Source organism: Kribbella sp. NPDC051770, from assembly GCF_040681455.1.
Classification (GTDB): domain Bacteria; phylum Actinomycetota; class Actinomycetes; order Propionibacteriales; family Kribbellaceae; genus Kribbella.
Map to the genome: position 1 here is coordinate 414,619 of NZ_JBFAYT010000008.1, position 15,444 is coordinate 430,062.

13 protein-coding genes and 7 tRNA genes are annotated in these 15,444 nt (G+C 69.5%); 11 read left to right on the forward strand and 9 right to left on the reverse strand.

Going from position 1 to position 15,444, the window contains the following annotated elements:
- Positions 1-36 precede the first annotated feature (36 nt).
- A complete protein-coding gene (locus AB0M01_RS26995) occupies positions 37-1,761 on the reverse strand; it encodes an acyl-CoA dehydrogenase family protein (protein WP_363674230.1) in 1,725 nt (574 codons plus the stop codon).
- A 72-nt stretch (positions 1,762-1,833) separates the two neighbouring features.
- Here AB0M01_RS26995 and AB0M01_RS27000 point away from each other — a divergent pair, with 72 nt between their 5' ends.
- The 3 genes from AB0M01_RS27000 (at position 1,834) to AB0M01_RS27010 (ending at position 5,028) form a co-directional block, all read left to right on the forward strand.
- Positions 1,834-3,012: a YihY/virulence factor BrkB family protein gene (locus tag AB0M01_RS27000; protein WP_363674232.1), complete on the forward strand. Its 1,179-nt coding sequence runs from the start codon at positions 1,834-1,836 to the stop codon at positions 3,010-3,012.
- Between the two features lie 192 nt (positions 3,013-3,204).
- Positions 3,205-4,272, forward strand: coding sequence for a ribosome small subunit-dependent GTPase A (gene rsgA, locus AB0M01_RS27005; RefSeq protein ID WP_363674234.1), 1,068 nt, complete (start codon positions 3,205-3,207; stop codon positions 4,270-4,272).
- 12 nt (positions 4,273-4,284) lie between these two features.
- Positions 4,285-5,028: an SDR family oxidoreductase gene (locus AB0M01_RS27010; protein WP_363674236.1), complete on the forward strand. Its 744-nt coding sequence runs from the start codon at positions 4,285-4,287 to the stop codon at positions 5,026-5,028.
- Here the strand turns inward: AB0M01_RS27010 and AB0M01_RS27015 are convergent.
- The 4 genes from AB0M01_RS27015 to AB0M01_RS27030 all read right to left on the reverse strand — a co-directional run bounded on the left by AB0M01_RS27015 (position 5,000) and on the right by AB0M01_RS27030 (position 6,774).
- Positions 5,000-5,560: a GNAT family protein gene (locus tag AB0M01_RS27015; RefSeq protein ID WP_363674238.1), complete on the reverse strand. Its 561-nt coding sequence runs from the start codon at positions 5,558-5,560 to the stop codon at positions 5,000-5,002. The genes AB0M01_RS27010 and AB0M01_RS27015 overlap by 29 nt on opposite strands.
- Positions 5,561-6,512: 952 nt before the next feature.
- Positions 6,513-6,584 (reverse strand) — tRNA-Val (locus AB0M01_RS27020).
- 17 nt (positions 6,585-6,601) lie between these two features.
- A tRNA-Cys gene (locus AB0M01_RS27025) sits at positions 6,602-6,672 on the reverse strand.
- A gap of 29 nt (positions 6,673-6,701) precedes the next feature.
- A tRNA-Gly gene (locus tag AB0M01_RS27030) sits at positions 6,702-6,774 on the reverse strand.
- Between the two features lie 96 nt (positions 6,775-6,870).
- On the opposite strand from AB0M01_RS27030, the gene AB0M01_RS27035 reads away from it, so the two are divergent.
- On the forward strand, positions 6,871-7,323 hold the full coding sequence (locus AB0M01_RS27035) for a pyridoxamine 5'-phosphate oxidase family protein (RefSeq protein WP_363674240.1): 453 nt from the start codon (positions 6,871-6,873) through the stop codon (positions 7,321-7,323).
- 14 nt (positions 7,324-7,337) lie between these two features.
- Here the strand turns inward: AB0M01_RS27035 and AB0M01_RS27040 are convergent, their stop codons facing one another.
- Both AB0M01_RS27040 and AB0M01_RS27045 read right to left on the reverse strand, forming a co-directional pair.
- The gene (locus tag AB0M01_RS27040) at positions 7,338-8,435 is read right to left on the reverse strand and encodes an ankyrin repeat domain-containing protein (protein ID WP_363674242.1); all 1,098 of its coding nucleotides are present in this window, start codon (positions 8,433-8,435) and stop codon (positions 7,338-7,340) included.
- Between the two features lie 119 nt (positions 8,436-8,554).
- Positions 8,555-9,508, reverse strand: a complete 954-nt coding sequence (locus AB0M01_RS27045) for a gluconolaconase (protein WP_363674244.1) — start codon at positions 9,506-9,508, stop codon at positions 8,555-8,557.
- Positions 9,509-9,650: 142 nt separating this feature from the next.
- Between AB0M01_RS27045 and AB0M01_RS27050 the strand changes: the two genes are divergently transcribed.
- The 3 genes from AB0M01_RS27050 (at position 9,651) to AB0M01_RS27060 (ending at position 12,491) form a co-directional block, all read left to right on the forward strand.
- Positions 9,651-10,826, forward strand: a complete 1,176-nt coding sequence (locus AB0M01_RS27050) for a sensor histidine kinase (protein WP_363674246.1) — start codon at positions 9,651-9,653, stop codon at positions 10,824-10,826.
- On the forward strand, positions 10,823-11,443 hold the full coding sequence (locus AB0M01_RS27055; protein WP_363674248.1) for a response regulator transcription factor: 621 nt from the start codon (positions 10,823-10,825) through the stop codon (positions 11,441-11,443). Before AB0M01_RS27050 ends, AB0M01_RS27055 begins: the two co-directional genes overlap by 4 nt.
- An 85-nt stretch (positions 11,444-11,528) precedes the next feature.
- Positions 11,529-12,491, forward strand: coding sequence for a hypothetical protein (locus tag AB0M01_RS27060; protein ID WP_363674250.1), 963 nt, complete (start codon positions 11,529-11,531; stop codon positions 12,489-12,491).
- Between the two features lie 272 nt (positions 12,492-12,763).
- Here AB0M01_RS27060 and AB0M01_RS27065 read toward each other — a convergent pair.
- Positions 12,764-12,835, reverse strand: a tRNA-Val gene (locus AB0M01_RS27065).
- A gap of 123 nt (positions 12,836-12,958) precedes the next feature.
- On the opposite strand from AB0M01_RS27065, the gene AB0M01_RS27070 reads away from it, so the two are divergent.
- Positions 12,959-13,519 (forward strand): CGNR zinc finger domain-containing protein, encoded by a 561-nt coding sequence (locus AB0M01_RS27070; RefSeq protein ID WP_363674252.1) that lies wholly within the window; start codon positions 12,959-12,961, stop codon positions 13,517-13,519.
- Between the two features lie 84 nt (positions 13,520-13,603).
- Here the strand turns inward: AB0M01_RS27070 and AB0M01_RS27075 are convergent, their stop codons facing one another.
- Entirely contained in the window at positions 13,604-14,428 is an 825-nt protein-coding gene (locus AB0M01_RS27075) for an aminotransferase class IV (protein ID WP_363674254.1), read from the reverse strand.
- Positions 14,429-14,618: 190 nt separating this feature from the next.
- Between AB0M01_RS27075 and AB0M01_RS27080 the strand changes: the two genes are divergently transcribed.
- The 3 genes from AB0M01_RS27080 (at position 14,619) to AB0M01_RS27090 (ending at position 14,887) form a co-directional block, all read left to right on the forward strand.
- Positions 14,619-14,691: transfer RNA gene (locus AB0M01_RS27080), tRNA-Gly, on the forward strand.
- 35 nt (positions 14,692-14,726) lie between these two features.
- Positions 14,727-14,797: transfer RNA gene (locus AB0M01_RS27085), tRNA-Cys, on the forward strand.
- A gap of 18 nt (positions 14,798-14,815) precedes the next feature.
- Positions 14,816-14,887 (forward strand) — tRNA-Val (locus tag AB0M01_RS27090).
- Positions 14,888-15,444 lie beyond the last annotated feature (557 nt).

Here is a 15,444-nt window from a genome sequence, read left to right on the forward strand (position 1 = left end):
GCCAGTCGCGGTGGTAACCCTAGCGTGCTCAGGACCTCACGACAGGACGCGGTCGACTATCGAACCGAACGGTGTCGTCCGCGGCAGCGTCCCGAACACACCACCCCAGTCACCGGCCAGCCGCGAGGCCACGAAAGCGTCTGCCACGTCAGGTGTCGAGTACCTCACCAGCAACGACGCCTGCAGGCACGCGGCCATCCGCGCCGCCAGCCGGCGCGCGCCCGCTTCGGCCTCGGAAACATCGGAGAGCGCTTCCAGTACGTCGGTCACGGCCGCGTCGAGCCGGTGGTCGGCGCCTTGTGCTTGGCCGACTTCAGTCAGCCAGGCCTGCAGAGACTCCGGGCGCCGCAGCGCACGCAGTACGTCGAGCGCGTTGACCGTGCCCGAGCCTTCCCAGATCGAGTTCAGCGGGGACTCGCGGAACAGCAGCGGCAGCCCCGACTCCTCGACGTACCCGTTGCCGCCCAGGCACTCCAGCGCCTCGGCGACCATCATCGGCGTCCGCTTGCAGACCCAGAACTTGGCCAGCGGGAGCGCGATCCGGCGGAACGCCTTGGCCTGCTCGTCCCCTGACTCGGAGGCGTCGACCGCGGCCGCGAGACGCATCGAGAGAGCGGTTGCTGCCTCGCTCTCGATCGCGAGGTCGGCCAGGACGTTGCGCATGGCGGGCTTGTCGCGGAGGAGGTCGCCGAAGGCGCTCCGGTACGACGTGTGCCAGGTCGCCTCGACGAGCGCGCGACGCATCAGCGCCGCCGAGCCGAGCACGCAGTCCAGGCGGGTCGCGGCGACCATCTCGATGATCGTGCGCACCCCGGCGCCTTCGTCGCCGAGTCGGTAGCCGATGGTGTTGCGGAACTCGACCTCGCTGGAGGCGTTGGAGCGGTTGCCGAGCTTGTCCTTGAGCCGCTGCAGCGCGAAGACGTTCCGGTTGCCGTCGGCAAGGACGCGGGGGACGACGAAGCAGCTCAGGCCCTCGGGAGCCTGGGCGAGGACGAGGAAGACGTCGGCCTGGGGGGCTGAGCAGAACCACTTGTGGCCGGTCAGCAGGTACTCGTCGCCGTCACCGGTCGGGGTCGCGGCGCCGAGGCCGCCCGCGTCGCGGCCGGTCGGGGTCGCCGCGCCGAGGCTGCCCGAGTTGGCGCCCGAGCCGCCGCCGCGGCCGGTCGGCGTCGCGGTGGTGAGGTTCGCGCGCACGTCCGAGCCGCCCTGCTTCTCGGTCATCCCCATCCCGGCGAGCACACCGTGCTTCTGCCCGACCGGGAGCCGCCGCGAGTCGTACTCGGTCGCGGCCAACGCCGGAACCCATTGTGCGGACAAGGTTTCCGACGCGCGCAGCGCCGGCACCGCGGCGTACGACATCGAGATCGGGCAGCCATGACCCGGCTCGACCTGCGACCAGACGTAGAACCCGGCGGCTCTCCGCAGGTGCGGCGACGACTCGGTGCTGGTCCAGGGCGCCGCCTGCAGGCCGAAGCCGACGGCCCGGTCCATCAGCCAGTGCCACGACGGGTGAAACTCGACCTCGTCGATCCGGTGGCCGTAACGATCGTGCGTCTTCAGCGCCGGCGAGTTCTGGTTCGCCGGAAGAGCATGAGAGAGCGCTTCCTGCGATCCCGCCAGTTCTCCCACCGCCGAGAGGGCCGGATCTTTCACCAGGTCCGCATGCGGGCGCAGAGCGTCACCGAGGGACGCGTCCTGGGTGAAGAAGTTCACTCCCTGGAGTGGGGGAGCCTGATTCGTTACCGCGAATGGGTCCGCCATGTCAGTACGGTAAGCGGTATGGCACGCTCTGGGTCAGCGCGAGGCGGTGGGACGTCGGTCTCACTCGCCTGGGTGCGACGTATCCCCGCGACGACCTGGAAGCTGATCACCCAGACCGTCGGCACCTGTCTGCGCTACCGGGTCACCGGCCTGGCCGCCGAGGGAGCGTTCTTCGCGATCCTCTCGCTGCCGCCGCTGATCTTCGGGCTGGCCGGCTCGATCGGTTTCATCGCCAGCCGGTACTTCGAGGTCGAGACGATCGAGGACATCAAGATCCAGATCGCCGATCTGGCCGCCCGCGCGCTGACCGACGACTCGGTCAAGACCGTGATCGTGCCGACCCTGAACCAGGTCCTCAACGGCGGCCGCCCGGACGTCATCTCGATCGGTTTCGTGCTCGCGCTCTGGTCCGGCAGCCGGGCGCTGAACGTGTTCGTCGACACCATCACGATCATGTACGGGATGGGCGGCAAGCGCGGTATCGTCCGGACCCGCGCGCTGTCGTTCAGCCTGTACTGCGCGGCGCTGGTGATCGGCGTCATCGTGCTCCCGCTGGTCCTGGCCGGCCCGGACGCGGTCGACGCGCTGCTGCCGCACCGGCTCGACTTCCTGAACCAGCTGTACTGGCCGGTCGTGACGATCCTGTCGGCAGGCTTCCTGAACACGCTGTACCACCTGTCGGTCCCGGTCCGGACGCCGTGGGTCTCCGACCTGCCGGGCTCGTTCCTGGCGCTGTCGATCTGGATCCTCGGCAGCTTCGTGCTGCGCTGGATCCTGCAGAGCACCGTCGGCGGTACGTCGATCTACGGGCCGCTGGCGGCGCCGATCGCCGTACTGATGTGGCTGTACATGACGGCGATCGCCGTACTGATCGGTGCGGCACTGAACGCGGTGGTCGACCGGCTGTGGCCGCACAAGGCGCGGCGCGAGGCGACCGAGCCTGTGATGAAGGCCGAGCCGGACCCGCACCACGAGGACCAGCCGCTGACCCAGGGCGAGCTGCGGCCGGAGGTGAAGCTCGCGCGGACGGTCGAGGCGATGTCGCCCGGGTCGCCGGTGGATCCGCCGGGGCACGCGGTGGGGTATCCGTCGAACGAGGCGCCGGAGAAGGAGCCGACGATCCCGGAGAAGCCGAAGGCGCCAGCCGCTGCGCCTGCTCCTGCTCCTGTTGCTCCTGAAGAAGCGAGCGTCGAGCGCGCCGACGCGGACAAGGTCACCCAGTCGAACAGCACCGAATCCACCCCGCAGTAATTCCCATGCGACGCCTCGCATCTCGACCTACGCTTGCCGTACCGCGACCGACACCACCGAAGGGAGTTGAGACGACCATGAACTCCGATCTGGCCCACGAGGACCACCGAGCCGAGGGGCCCGCTCACTCCCGTACCGTCCGGCCGCCGAGCTGATCGCCGCGGCCGGACCTCCCGAAAGGTTCGTCGCACCATGTCAGCAACGCTCGCGTCCCTCGGCCTCGACCCAGCCACGGCCGACTACCTCTCCACGCTTCCCGACGGCCTGATCCAGGGCCGCGTCATCCGCGTCGACAAGGGCCTGTCCACGGTGCTCACCGAGGACGGCCCGGTCCGCGCCAGTTGGTCCGGCAGTGTGCTCGGCGCCGTCGCCGAGGACTCCCAGACCGCGCCGTGCACCGGCGACTGGGTCGCCCTCCGGTACTGGCCCGACGACCGGATCACGCTCGAGGCGATCGCTCCCCGGCGTACGGCGATCGTCCGCGCCGAGGTCGGCGGCTCGTCCCGCGGCCAGGTGCTCGCGTCCAACGTCGACGTGATCGCGATCGTCGTCGGCCTGATCCCGGAACCGAACATCGGCCGCATCGAACGCTTCCTCGCCCTGGCCTGGGAGAGCGGCGCGCATCCAGTCGTCGTCCTCACCAAGTCCGACCTGGTCGGCGACGCGGATTCGATCGCCGAGGACGTCGCCACCGCCGCGCCGGGCGCCGACGTGCTGGTGTGCAGCGCGACGACCGGCGCCGGCATCGAGGCCGTCCGCGAGCTGCTCGCGGGCAATGCCACGATGGCCCTGCTCGGCGTCAGCGGCGCCGGCAAGTCGTCGCTGGTCAACGCGCTGGCCGGCGTCGAGCTTCTCGACGTACAAGCCATCCGCGAGGACGGCAAAGGCCGGCACACGTCCGTACGCCGTGAGCTCATCCCGCTGCCACAGGGCGGCGTCGTGATCGACACGCCCGGGCTGCGGGGGATCGGTCTCCAGGAATCCGGCGAGGGTCTCGCGGCCGCGTTCCCCGACGTCAGCGGGCTGGCCGACCAGTGCAAGTTCAAGGACTGCGCCCACCAGACCGAACCCGGCTGCGCCGTACGACGGGCTCTCGACGACGGCACGCTCCCGGTCCGCCGCTACGAGAGTTGGGTGAAACTCCAGCGCGAAGCTGCGTTCATGGCCCGGCGTACGGATGCTCGGCTGCGCGCCGAGGCGAAGAAGGAGTGGGCCCGCCAGACTAAGAACTACCGCAAGGACATCACCCCACGGCAGTGAAAGACTCGCCGCATGAGTCGATCGGTGCTGGTGACAGGAGCTTCCCGGGGGATCGGCGCGGCGACGGCCAAGGCTTTCGCCGCGGCGGGCGACCGCGTCGCGGTCCACTACGGCGCGTCGGCCTCTGCCGCGGCAGAGGTGCTGGAGGGGTTGCCGGGGGAGGGGCACGTCGTCGTACAGGCTGACCTCGCGGACCCGCTGGCCATCCGCCGCATGGTCGACGAAGCAGCCTCCGCTCTGGGCGGCATCGACGTCCTCGTCAACAACGCAGCGGTCTACTCGGCGCACCCGATCCGCAGTACGTCGTACGAGGGCTGGCAGCAGGCCTGGGCCGACACCCTCGGTGTGAACCTGATCGGCGCCGCCAACGCCTGCTGGTGCGCCGTCCAGTACATGCATCGCGGCGGCCGCATCGTCAACGTCTCCTCCCGAGGCGCCTTCCGCGGCGAACCGAACCAGCCGGCGTACGGCGTGAGCAAGGCCGGCCTGGTCTCACTCTCCCAATCCCTGGCGCGGGCACTCGGCCCCGAAGGCATTGCCGTCACCGCCATCGCCCCCGGCTGGACCACCACCGACATGGCCGCCGAGGCTCTGTCGGGCGACGGCTACGACCGCCGCCGCATGGAGAGCCCGCTGGAACGCGTAGCCGCCCCTTCGGAAGTCGCCGCGGCCATCCTCTACCTGGCCTCACCCGCCGCCGAGTTCGCCACCGGCACCGTCCTCGACTTCAACGGCGGCTCGCACCTCCGCCTCTGAACTCCTCCGCGGTCATCCCGAACACGATCACGTCCTGATAGGCCCCCGCCAGGAACTCGTGATCCCGCAACAGCCCTTCCCGCTGAAACCCCAACCGCTCCTGCAGCCCGATCGACGCCGCGTTGAACGCGTAAACCCCCGCCTCGGCCTTGTGGTACCGCCGCTCCTCGAACATGAACCGCAGCAACAACGTCACCGCATCCCGCGCATACCCCCGCCGCTGATGCTCCCGCCCCACCGCGATCCCGTAACTGAACCGCCCACTGCGCCGACTCGTCTCGTTCGTCGAACAAGCCCCCACCAGCGTGTCGGAGTCCAGCGCCACGATCGCCAACTCCAGCCGATCGTCCTTCTCCCCGTGCGTCGCCCGCCCCTCGGCCCACCCCTGCATCGCGAACGCAGACCGCGGCGCATGCACCATGTCCACACTCCGCTGCATCTCACTGTCCTGATCGAACCGCAAGAAGTCAGCCCAGTCCTCAGGCTCCACCGCCCGCAACCGAACCCGCTCACCCACCCAAACAGACCCCATGCCGAAGCATTCAAACAGCGCCCGGGCTCAACAGCCATGCAATAGGAGGAACTGGAGGTTGGTGTTCATGCGGCCGAGGAGGAGCGCTTGGGCTGAGGTCGCACCGGCCGGAAGGGTGGACGGCGAGCTTTGGTGCGCCGGCGAGGCGCCCGCCGAGCGAAGCGAAGGCCCATCCGGCCGAGCCTGCACGTTCCGCCTCGTCCACCTGCTCGAACCACACGCCGCCAGCGCCGCGGGCTCGCGCCCGCCGGCGCCTCCTCGCCACTGCCGAGCGAAGCGAAGGCCCCGGCCGGAGTTGCCTCGACGTTCCGCCGTTGCCACCGACTCAAGCCACCCGGAGCGGATGCTGGTGGTTCAACGCCATGCGGTGCCAACTCCCGGCGGTCGAGCGGAGTCACGGCTGTGCGGTGATGCGGCCGAAGGCAAGTCCTTGGGCTGAGGTTGCACCGGCCGGAAATGCGTGGAGGGTCAGCGCGAGCTGTGCGAGGGGTCGTCGCCGAGCGACGGCTGGGTGGTGATGCGGCCGAGGACGAGTCCGTGCGCTGAGGTGGCATCGGCCGGAAAGGCGTCGAGGGTGGGGCGAGAGCTGTTGGGCTGGTGGCCGAACGGGGGTGCAGAGTTGGCGGGCTCAGCCGGTGGACGACCTGGCCACAGCGCTGAGCGGAGCGTTGGCCGAGCGGTGATTCGGCCGAGGAGGAATCCTCGGGCTGAGGTCGCATCGGTTGGGAAAGCGGAAAGTCGCCGGAAGGTTTGGTTATGCCGGCCAGGCACCGCCGAGCGAAGCGAAGGCGAAGCCCGACAGGCGACGCCAGCCACAGCAGCCGAGCGAAGCGAAGGCTCAGGGGGTGCGGGTGGCGAAGCCCCCGCAACGCGGCAAGCGAAGCGCAGCCGCACAAATGACGGAAGCGGCCCGGCTCGCGCTTTCCGCGAGCACAGACCGCTGCCGATGACGTGGACGATACTGGGATCGAACCAGTGACCTCTTCCGTGTCAGGGAAGCGCGCTACCGCTGCGCCAATCGTCCGGGGAATGAAGTTTGCGAGGTGGAGACGGGATTCGAACCCGTGTACACGGATTTGCAGTCCGTTGCCTCGCCTCTCGGCCACTCCACCACAGAGTCTCAGCCTGCTGACCTCTTCCGAGCGGACGACCGGGTTCGAACCGGCGACCTCAACCTTGGCAAGGTTGCGCTCTACCAACTGAGCTACGTCCGCACTCTCACCAGGAGCGTTTCGCTCCCTGCGAGAGCAGAACAGTAGCGCACTTGGGGCGCGGAAGAAAAATCAGATTCGCCCCTGGACAATGTGACGATGAGCAACCCTCCGCCACCCGCGCGCCCCCTTGCCATCCGGACGAAAGACGCCCTCGAAAGACTCGCGTCCGAGGTCGACGCCTGGGTCTCGACCGCGTCCGCGGACGGTACGCCGTACCTGGTCCCGCTGTCCTTCCTCTGGACCGGTACGACGCTGATCCTGTCGACCGCGTCGAAGAACCCGACGAGCCTGAACCTCCAGGCCAACCCGCAGCTCCACCTCGCGATCGGCGGCACCCGCGACGTCGTCCTCGTCACCGGTACGGCGGAACGCTTCACCCCGACGCAGGAGCAGGGCGACGCGTTCGCCGAGAAGTCCGGGTTCGACCCGCGGGCGCTCAAGGCGACGTACCCGTTCTTCGAGGTCACCCCGGTGCGCATCCAGTCCTGGCGCGAGGCGAACGAGCTCGAGGGCCGCGACCTGATGCTGGACGGCCGCTGGCTCAGCTGAGGCCGTCCGACCGGCTACCTCCCCTTGGCCTCGCGCAGGATCGCGGCGATCTTGTCGTACCCCCGCTTCTCCGCATGCTGCAACGCCGTGACCCCGTCACGATCGGCAATCGCCGGATCAGCCCCCGCCGCGAGCAGGATCTTCACGATCTCCTGCCACGCCTCGCTGCCCTTCCCGAGGATCACCGCCTCCAGCAAGGCCGTCCACCCGAGATCGTTGACGTGATTGACGTTGATCCCGGTCCGTACGACGCGCCGCACGTACTCCACGTGTCCGCGCTCACTGGCCGGGATCACCGAAACACCCCCGTACCGATTGCGCAGCGCAAGATCCGGCCGCGCCGGGAGCAAGGTCTCCAGCATCGCAACGCTCCCCGTCACCCCAGTGACCAGCCAAGCCGAGTCCTTTCGATCATCCTGCGCATCCGGATCCGCCCCCAGCCCGACTAGCAACCGCGCCACCTCGACCCGGTCGTTCAACGCCGCCAGCAACAACGCCGTACGCCGCTGCCCATCAGCCGACTCGATCGACGCGCCAGCAGCCAGCGCAGCAGCAGCTGCGTCAGCATCACCAGCCGTAGCCGCACCCAGCAGCGCCGCAGCAGGGGAGCCGGGCCGCTCAGCCTCCAGGACAGCACTCACCGCCTTCTGCCCGAGCTTCCGAGCCCCCTGGACCGGCGTGACCCCGTCCCGCTGAGCCGGCTTCGCCCGGTCGGCTCCAGCCGCGACCAGCAACCGCACAGTCTCCACGTACTGCGGTGTGCCCTCGCCGAGCAGCACAGCCTCGTGCAGCGCAGTCCACCCAAGCCTGTTCACGTGATCCACCGCCACCCCCGCCTGCAGCAACCGCCCGACCACTGCCGCGTGGCCACGCTCAGCCGCCCGGATCAGCGCCGTACCGCGGTAGCTGTCGAGGCTCCGCACGTCACCGCCGTGCTGCAGCGTCAGGTCGAGCAGCTCGACGTACCCCTCGCTGGCAGCGATCAGAAACGCGCTCTGCACGGTGTCATCCACCGCGTTGACGTCAGCGCCCGCGGTGATCAGCCGGCGCGCAGCAGCGACGTCGTTCTTCCAGGCGGCGGCGATGAGTTGCTGGTCCAGATCAGTCGGCACAGTGAGCCTCGGAGTAGTAGCGGATGTGGTCGGAGAAGCGGCAGGCGGCGCGGCTTCGGGCGCCGAGCAGCCCACGGTCGCCGCCATCACGACGACCGTAGCTACCGCGAGCGAGGCCTTCATCGGCGCGGCGGGTTCAGCGCGACCACCTGGTACGGCGGAGCCGCGACCTGCTCGTCGAACTTGCTGTCGACCAGCAGCAATCGCCCCTGCGCGAGCTTCGCCGTGGTGAACACCCGCTCCGGGTCGGTCGGCGTCGCAGCGACAAGCTGCGCCGACCGCCCGTCCGAGGCCAGCCGCAGCGTGCTCAGCACCTTCGAGAAGTTGCGCACCACCCACAGTGTGCGCCCCTGCTGTACGAGCCCGTCGGCGTTGACCAGGTCCGCCGTACCGGCATCGACGGCCGACACCGCGCCGGTCCGCAGCGAGAACCGCCACAGCTTGCCGACGTTGCCCTGGGCCACGACCAGCGCGGACCGGTCCGGCGACAGCACGATGCCGCCGAGGTTGAAGCCGGTCTGTGTCGGGATCGTCGTGGTCGCGTCGGCCCAGGTCCGGATCGTCCAGCGACCGTGGTGCTCGGCGACCCGGAACACCTGCGGCGCGTTCGAGTTCGTCACGTAGGCCGCGCCGTCCGGGCCGATCACCAGGTCGTTCAGGAACGCGTTCGGTACGCCGGTCCGCAGCGCCGCGAGCAGCCTCCCGTCGCGGTCGTACACCCACAGGTCCGGCGCGCCCGGGTGGTCGATGCCGTTCGGCCCGCCGGCGACGTACACCCGGCCGCGCGCGTCGACGGTGACCCCGCGAGCGGTCCAGCGCCCGTCGGTCCCGTCACCGGCCAGCCACTCGGTCGCGGCGTCGGAGCGCAGCCGGCCGCGGTGGATCTCGCCGCCGGTGGTCTCGGAGACGTAGAAGCGCTGCGCGCGGACGTCGTACCCGATGCCCTCGTACTTCGATCCGCCGGAATCGCCCGGCAGCTCGTACGTCGTGGAGCGGGCGGACGCCGTCGGGACGACGACCCCGGCGAGCGCGACGGATAGGACGAGGGTGGTGCACAGGGAGCGGACGGACATCGGAAACCTCTCATCGGCCGAACAGGTTGGTCACATTCAGATTGCCGCGTTCTGCGACTCCGGCCGACGGGAATTCGGCCACCTGTGGATAGCCGAACGGATGATTCGGAAGGCGCCGCGACGGGCCTACCATCGGCAGGACATGACGACTTCACAGACACCGGCCGCCGTGCTCGGCCAGGCCGGCGGGCTGGTGAAGGCGCTGCACACGACGTTCGTCGTCCTGGTGCTCGCCTCAGCGGTCCGCTACCTGACCGGTCACGGGTTCGGCGACCAGGCGCCCTGGATGCTCGCGGGCGCTGTGGCACTGCTGGCGACGTACGCCGCAGGGCCGGTGCTGCGCGGCTGGGTGTGGCTGGCGTTGCTGGTGCTGGTGTGGTTCGGGCTGGTGCTGCTGGCGCCGTCGTTCGCCTGGTGCGCCGTACCGCTGTCGTTCGTGGCGCTGCGAGTGCTGGCGTTCTGGCCGGCCTGTGCGGTCGTCGCCGGGATGGTGGCGACGGTAGTGGTGCAGTGGACGCGCATGGCTGACCGGCTGGACCCGACGATGGTGCTGGGCCCGGTCTGCATCGCCGTACTGGCTGTTGGCGCCTACAGGGCGCTGGAGCGGTACGCCGCCGCGCGGCAGGTGCTGCTGGACGACCTGCACGCGGCGCAGGGGGACCTGGCTGACGCCCAGCACCAGGCAGGCGCGCTGGCCGAGCGGGCGCGGCTCTCGCGAGAGCTGCACGACAGCGTCGCGCAGGGCCTGTCCAGCATCAACCTGCTGCTGCAGGCCGCCGAGAGCGAGTGGACCGACCGGCCGGCGGCCGCGCGTGAGCATGCGGCTCAGGCGGCGGCTACTGCTCGGGATGGGCTGGATGAGGTACGTCGAGTGGTCAGGGACCTGGCGCCGGCTGAGCTGACGAGCTCTGGTCAGCCAGCGCTGCCCGGTGCGCTCCGGCAGACAGGTGCGCGGCTGGCTGCGGCGAGCGGGGTCGACATCCGGGTGCAGGTGCACGGGACGCCGGTGTCGCTCGGGGCTGAGGTGGACACCGCGCTGCTGCGCACTGCGCGTGGTGCGCTGGCCAACGTGCTGGAGCACTCAGCGGCTACGACAGCTGTCGTCACGCTGACGTACCAGCCGGACGCGGTGTTCCTGGACGTCCGCGACGACGGCCGCGGCCTCGGACCCGGCCCGACTGATCCGGACCGCGGACGCGGGCTGGCCGGGATGCGCGATCGCCTGAGCCACCTCGGCGGCACGCTGGTGCTGGAGAGCGAGCCGGGCGAGGGTACGGCGCTCGCAGCGTCGATCCCGCTGGCTGGAGCGCCGTCGTGATCCGGGTCGCGCTGGTCGACGACCACCCCGTCGTACGGGCGGGGATGCGAGCGCTGGTCGAGGGCCAGGACGATCTGTCCGTCGTCGGCGAGGCCTCCGACGCGCACAGCGCCGTGCAACTGGTGGCGGCGATCCGGCCGGACGTCGTACTGATGGATCTCAACCTCGGCGACGGCCCCGGCGGCGCGGAAGTGACGGCTAGTCTGCGAGCGCTGCCCGAACCGCCGTACATTCTCGTCCTCACGACGTACGACACCGAGGCTGACATCACCAGCGCCATCGACGCAGGCGCCTCCGGCTACCTTCTCAAAGACGCCCCACCCGACGACCTCTTCCGCGCTATCCGCGGCACCGCCCGCGGCGAGACCATCCTCGCGCCGGCGGTCGCGGCGCGGCTGATCCGCCGTACCGGGCCTCAACTCACCGAACGCGAAGTCGAGATCCTCGGCCTCCTCGCGACCGGCGCCGCCAACCGCGAGATCGCCCGCCGCCTCTTCGTCAGCGAGGCCACGGTCAAGTCCCACCTCTCGCACATCTACACGAAACTCGAGGTCGACACCCGCGCCGCGGCCGTCGCCCGGGCGATCGAGCAGCGCATCATCCGCCCACCCAGCTGAGCCCTTGTCGTCTTGATCAGCGCTCCGTAGCGTGCCCCGGAAGGCGTGGGGGGACCACGCGCGCTGATGTTCCGTGGGGGAGCAGATGAAACTCAGATCAGTCCTGGCTGCGCTTTTTGCGATCGTGCTGACAACGACCGCGCTACCAGCCCAAGCAGCGGCACCGAAGAACGGCTACCTCGTCTTCTCGCAGCAGTTCACGACGATGGTGACGCAGCTGCCGAACGCGGCGTCGTACGTGTTCCTCGGCGTCGGCCAGAACCCGAAGTACTCACCCGACGGCACCCGCGTCGCCTACTTCCGCGACGAGGAGGCCCGCCCCGGCACCGACATCTGGGTCGAGCGCCTCTACGTCCGCACCCTGACCACCGGCACCGAGACCGTCGTCGCCGAGTTCTCCCAGGACTTCACCGACCGCACCCTGACCTGGGCCCCCGACGGAGCCTCCATCGTGTACGCCGAAGGCCGCAGCCTGTACCGCGTCGTGGTCAGCACCGGCGTCCGCACGGTCGTCTGGCACTCCGGCACCCTGATCGCCGAACAACCGGCGTACGCGCCGGACGGCACTCGGATCGCCTTCGTCACCCACCTGTACTACGAGAACGACGCGCGCTCGATCACCACGGTGAAGCCGGACGGCACCGGGCTGCATACGGTCTTCGCCGGTACGGCTGGGTCGAACAACGAGTACCCGGACTGGTCGCCGGACTCGAAGACCATCGCGTTCGTCACCAACAAGTACGACGCTGCTCGGACTGAGCTGGTCACTCTGCCGCGCAGCGGCGCGGGCGCGCCCTTCCGCGTGAGCCACACCGCGCATCCGTCGTCGCACGACCTGGCCGGTGTTGCGTGGTCTCCGAACGGCAAGAAGATCGCGACGCTGGAGGCGTATCCGGAGTACCTGCCGGGGGAAGGGCCGTTCGACGAGCGGCGGGTTGTGCGTGCTTACACGCCCGATGGTGCGTCCGTCACCCAACTGACCAATCCCATCCCCGGCGATGGCACGGGCAACCCGCCCGGGTTGGACTGGGCCCCGAAGGTGTCCTGAGCAACTGAAGCGCCGGTGCGGCCGAGGAGGTTGCTTTGGGCTGAGGTCGCACCGGCCGGGAATGCGTTGGGAGGTGGCCTGCGCGGGTAGCTGCCGAGCGATGCGAAGGCCCACCCGCCAGACCACCCCAGCCACAGCAGCCGAGCGAAGCGAAGGCGCAGGGGGTGCGGGTGGCGGAGCCCCCGCAACGCGGCAAGCGAAGCGCAGCCGCACAAAATGACGGAAGCGGCCCGGTCCACGCTTTCCGTGGACACGAGCCGCCGCCGATGACGTGGGCGATACTGGGTTCGAACCAGTGACCTCTTCGGTGTGAACGAAGCGCGCTACCACTGCGCCAATCGCCCGTCGGGTTTTCGTGTTGCTGGTGTTGCTCGGGAGAAACCATAGCGCATGGAACGGCGACGTACGAAACCGGCCGGGCTACTCTTGCTGCAGGACGGAGACCCCGTCGCGTTGGAGACGTGATTGTGACTTTCTCGCACGACACCGAGCACGCGCTCGGCACGCTGGTCCGGCTGGTGAACACGCTGCCCGGGCCGAACAGCCAGGTCGACACGATGGACTCGCTCGAGGATCTGGAGAAGTTCGTCCAGGAGCGTGAGTTCAGCGCGGTCGGGACGCTCACCGAGACGGACCTGCAGGAGGTCCGGGATCTGCGGCCGTTGTTCTCGCCGGTGTTCACGACCGGTTCGGACGCGGAGGCGGCGGCGATGATCAACGCGATCGTCGCGCGCGGTACGACCACGCCGCGGCTGACCAACCACGACGGTCACCCGTGGCACATCCACTACTCGCGCGACGGCGCGTCGCTGACCTGCCGGATCACGGTCGAGTGCGGGATCGCGCTCGCCCAGGTGATCTCGGCCGGCGAACGCGAACGGCTCCGCCGCTGCGAGGCACCGGACTGCGACGACGCGTTGATCGACCTGTCGCGGAACCGGTCCAAGCGGTACTGCGACGCGCGCACCTGCGGCAACCGCCTGCACGTCGCGGCGTACCGGGAACGCCGCAAGGCGTCGGGGGAGTAGCAGCTCCTCGTACGACGTACGCGACGAAGCCGCGCCGGTGTGAGCACCGGCGCGGCTTCTCGTTCTGCCTGTACGGCGTACGGCCTACGGGTCGACGTCCTCCGCGGACCGCTCGGCGAACACCTTCGCGACCGCCGCCGTGACCTCGCCCGGCGCGGCCAGGTCGCGCTCGTCGGCGCGGTGGATCGCCTGCACGTCGCGGGTCGTCGAGGTGAGGAAGATCTCGTCCGCCTCGGCCAGCTTGGCCAGCGGTACGTCGCGCTCGACCGCGCCGAACCACGCGATCACCAGCCCGCGGGTGACACCGGCCAGCGCGCCCGACTCGAGCGTCGGCGTGACGAGCTCACCGTCGTACACGCAGAAGATGTTCGAGCCGGTGCCCTCGCACAGGTCACCGACGGTGTTCGCGAAGATCGCCTCGCTGGCGCCGCGCTCCTTCGCGTAGGCGAGGGCGCGGACGTTCTCGGCGTACGACGTGGTCTTCAGCCCGGCGACCGCGCTGCGCTCGTTGCGGACCCACGGGACCGTGACGATCGCCGAGGTCGGTGCCGGCGCGGTGATCGCCTGCGAGGCGACGACGAGCGTCGGGCCGGTGGTGCCGCGATCCGACGACAGCGGCGAGACGCCGCCGGTGTACGTGATCCGCAGCCGGCCGAACGCGATGTCCGGGTCGGCCTTCACCACGGTCGCGATCGCGTCCTCGACCTGGGCGACATCCGGTGCCGGCAGCCCCAGCCCGGTCGCGGAGCGGACCAGCCGCTCCAGGTGCTTGGTCACCGCGAACGGCTGCCCGTCGACGATCTTCAGCGTCTCGAAGACACCGTCACCCGTGGTCAGCCCGTGATCCAGCACCGACAACCCCGTCGAGGCCGGGTCCGGCAGTACGGCCCCGTTGAGCCAGACGATCATTCCTGCTCCTTCCAACGGCCCACACAGTAGCTCTCGGTACGCCGATTCGTCTTACACCGTTGGGATTTCGGCGTGAGCGGCGTGATCAGGCGGTGAACGCAGGGTGACGAAGGGGTACCCCGATTTTTGTTCTCACGCCTGGATGGGCTACTGTTCTTCTCGCGCCGGGGAACGAAAAACCGGTCGCAACGCGGACGTAGCTCAGTTGGTAGAGCGCAACCTTGCCAAGGTTGAGGTCGCCGGTTCGAACCCGGTCGTCCGCTCGGAGAGGGTATCCGGCAGGCCAGCTTTCTCACCTGGTGGAGTGGCCGAGAGGCGAGGCAACGGCCTGCAAAGCCGTGTACACGGGTTCGAATCCCGTCTCCACCTCTGAACAACTCAACACCTGGACGATTGGCGCAGCGGTAGCGCGCTTCCCTGACACGGAAGAGGTCACTGGTTCGATCCCAGTATCGTCCACGTCATCGGCAGCGGTCTGTGCTCGCGGAAAGCGCGAGCCGGGCCGCTTCCGTCATTTGTGCGGCTGCGCTTCGCTTGCCGCGTTGCGGGGGCTTCGCCACCCGCACCCCCTGAGCCTTCGCTTCGCTCGGCTGCTGTGGCCGGGGTTGCCTGTCGGGTTCGCCTTCGCTTCGCTCGGCGGTGCCTGGCTGGGGCGGTCTGCCAGGGGACTTTCGCTCCGCTCGGCGCTGCGGTTGCTCACCGGACCAACCCACCCGCGAACTCCCGGCCGGTACAGCCTCAGCCACCAGCAGCCGTGTCGGCCGCATCAGCACTTCAGGACACCAGCCGGTGTACGCCGGAACGCAGCGGACAGACCAGCGGCGGAGCGGGCGCCTCGGCCGTGGGCGGGCGGCCAGGGGCCTTCGCTCCGCTCGGCACCTGTAGTTGCCCGCCGGAGCAACCCACCCGCGAACTCCCGGCCGGTAGAACCTCAGCCACAAGCAGCCATGTCGGCCGCATCAGCACTTCAGCACACCAGCGGGTGTCCGCCGCAACGCAGCGGACAGATCGGCGGC

What these genes read in the sequence shown, in the direction of transcription:
- AB0M01_RS26995 (WP_363674230.1), bottom strand. Translation starts at nt 1,761, where the DNA reads ATGGCGGACCCATTCGCGGTAACGAATCAGGCTCCCCCACTCCAGGGA.
- rsgA (WP_363674234.1), top strand. Translation starts at nt 3,205, where the DNA reads ATGTCAGCAACGCTCGCGTCCCTCGGCCTCGACCCAGCCACGGCCGAC.
- AB0M01_RS27010 (WP_363674236.1), top strand. Translation starts at nt 4,285, where the DNA reads ATGAGTCGATCGGTGCTGGTGACAGGAGCTTCCCGGGGGATCGGCGCG.
- AB0M01_RS27015 (WP_363674238.1), bottom strand. Translation starts at nt 5,560, where the DNA reads ATGGGGTCTGTTTGGGTGGGTGAGCGGGTTCGGTTGCGGGCGGTGGAG.
- AB0M01_RS27035 (WP_363674240.1), top strand. Translation starts at nt 6,871, where the DNA reads ATGAGCAACCCTCCGCCACCCGCGCGCCCCCTTGCCATCCGGACGAAA.
- AB0M01_RS27045 (WP_363674244.1), bottom strand. Translation starts at nt 9,508, where the DNA reads ATGTCCGTCCGCTCCCTGTGCACCACCCTCGTCCTATCCGTCGCGCTC.
- AB0M01_RS27050 (WP_363674246.1), top strand. Translation starts at nt 9,651, where the DNA reads ATGACGACTTCACAGACACCGGCCGCCGTGCTCGGCCAGGCCGGCGGG.
- AB0M01_RS27060 (WP_363674250.1), top strand. Translation starts at nt 11,529, where the DNA reads ATGAAACTCAGATCAGTCCTGGCTGCGCTTTTTGCGATCGTGCTGACA.
- AB0M01_RS27075 (WP_363674254.1), bottom strand. Translation starts at nt 14,428, where the DNA reads ATGATCGTCTGGCTCAACGGGGCCGTACTGCCGGACCCGGCCTCGACG.